The sequence below is a fragment of the Desulfurobacterium sp. genome (assembly GCF_027028515.1).
Lineage (GTDB): Bacteria > Aquificota > Aquificia > Desulfurobacteriales > Desulfurobacteriaceae > Desulfurobacterium_A.
In genome coordinates this window covers 1-2102 of the sequence record NZ_JALVIW010000006.1, presented here as the reverse complement: position 1 = coordinate 2102, position 2102 = coordinate 1, and the positions used below count along the sequence as shown (strand labels likewise).

At 36.2% G+C, this 2102-nt stretch carries 3 protein-coding genes; all 3 read right to left on the bottom strand.

Annotation, left to right across the window (positions count from 1 at the left end):
- On the bottom strand, positions 1 to 819 hold an 819-nt coding region (locus MV676_RS00385; protein WP_297444261.1), incomplete at its 3' end, for a hypothetical protein.
- Positions 816 to 1457: a hypothetical protein gene (locus MV676_RS00380; protein WP_297444260.1), complete on the bottom strand. Its 642-nt coding sequence runs from the start codon at positions 1455 to 1457 to the stop codon at positions 816 to 818. The genes MV676_RS00385 and MV676_RS00380, both read right to left, overlap by 4 nt.
- A 2-nt stretch (positions 1458 to 1459) precedes the next feature.
- A partial coding sequence (locus tag MV676_RS00375) for a hypothetical protein (protein ID WP_297444259.1) occupies positions 1460 to 2102 on the bottom strand: 643 nt, incomplete at its 5' end.

The following is a 2102-nucleotide window of genomic DNA, read 5'->3' as shown; positions in this document are numbered from 1 at the left end:
TTCTTTATCAATTTTTTTGGCCATAGATTTTAGCATTTGGTTCTGTATCTTTTTAAAGAACGATTCTACTTCTTTTTTGCGTTTTCCGTATTCTTCTGCTATGTAGAAAAAGCCTACAACATCTTCAAAGTCCATTACTTTATTTAAAATGAGTTCTGAAAGCAAATTACCCCAATCACTCTCATTATCAATAAAATGGTTTAACATATTGTCCGTCTGACTGGGTAGAGTTGAAATTTCTATTAAGGTATTAATGTAAATATCAGAAGCGATATTGTATAAAGTTTTTTCCTGTTCGTTGGATATAAATCCTCTGACTTTTACATCGTGTTTGAGAATATAGTGTAAAGCTTCGTGCATAATAAGGCCGAGCAGACTGGATACATACGGAGAAAAGCTGTGGATTGAATCAGAATAAGTATAAAGGTTTTTCAAGGTATTTATATCTTTTTTGGTGTCTTTATCCTTTTTTATCATTTCAGACACTATGTTAACTATTGAATCGTGAAACTTTTGCACTTTGTTGTAGTAATTTTTATTCAGCCATATAAAATGACCATCTGTAAATGCAACTTTGTTTTCAAACACACCAGCAAGGTAAAACGGCATTTTTTTGGGATCATAGACCTTGACCTTCCCAGTAGATAAAAGTGTTAATACTATTTCGGTTAAAAAATAAGCAGTACTACCCCTATTAAGAATTCTGGCATTTTGCTCGGCATAACGGTTAAGAATTGTCGAAATGCTGGCAGAAGCCTCTTTATCCTCAAACGGTAGTAAAAGGCTGGTAGGAGTACTTTCGGAAGTTATCGCACTCATTGTGCCCTCCTTTCTCCGTAGGATTGAATTTCTCCTATACTCCTGTTAAGAAAAGAAAGCTCAAGATTTAAAATTTTCGGGTTCTTAAACCTTTTACCGTTTAAGAAAAGAATTTCAGCTACCGTCTCACCGTTAACATTAGAACTGGTCAAAATAGCTAAAAAGTCGTCTGTATCGGGAATCTCAAGATAGTTCAGCCTTGAAAGAATGTGTGCAGGTGTATCTCCGTAGAGGTTAGGAACGGTATAGAACTGAATATCCTTATAAGGACTAAAAGTTTTTAAAAACTTACCTGGATTAGAACGTGCAAGAACGTGAAGAGGTGTATCTCCAAATTCTCCTTCCCTGAGAGAAAGATAGAGCTTTCTCCTATAGTCCGTTAGATGAACCACTTCTCCACTTTCGGATATCTGATGTAAAACACTCCACCCGTAAGGAGTCGATATCGGTAAAACGCTGTCAAGCTGTTTGTCGTCAACTACATCAAAGAGAATCAACCTCTCCTGCTGTGGATAAACTTTCTTGGCAAGAATGTGAGCTACAGTTTGACCGTATCCGTCAACCTCAGCTTTAAGTTCATCTAAAGTTAAATCCAGATTACCACTACGAATCTTCTTTAAAACCTCAACTCCTTTCATACTTACCTCCTGAACTTGTAGTTGTTTAGCTTAACCCTTCTTATCGTCTCATCAGGGTTGTAGTAGTTAACCTTTACAAGCATTGTAGCACTTGAACCCTGAGCCATAAAGAAGTGATAAATAGAAACAATAGATTCCTCAATGAGTTTTTGAGGATCTTTTATTCCTTTTTTAGCATTTACCAGTACTTCACCGGGAGATACATATTCCTTAAGAAGCGGTGTTAACGCTACATAATTGAACTTTTTAAAGTCAAAGACGTCCTTATCCTTTATGGGAACAAGGTCAATATCCGGCTCAAAGCCGGGGATAAGTTTCTTGGCAAATTCTTCGTGGTGTTCTGCAACATACTTAACAAAGTCAATAACATTTTGAATGTCCTTGCTTTCTACTGACTGCTTTATTCCGTAGAAGTAGAATGCGTTAAAGTTGCTTATCAGGTTGATATATTCAGCCGTAATTTCACTTCTTAATGCACTATCAAGGTAGTTCAGAATCTCTTTAACTTCACCATTAAACACGCCTTTCTCAACAGCCATTTCAGTAAACTTGCTTACATTCTGCATATAGTTCACCATAGGTTGAACTACATTCTGAACAAAAGATTGATACTTTTTCTCAACAGGAAGTTCGGGATTGATAATG

Excerpts from the sequence above, each read along its gene's own strand:
- MV676_RS00380 (WP_297444260.1), bottom strand. The coding sequence starts at position 1,457 with ATGAAAGGAGTTGAGGTTTTAAAGAAGATTCGTAGTGGTAATCTGGAT.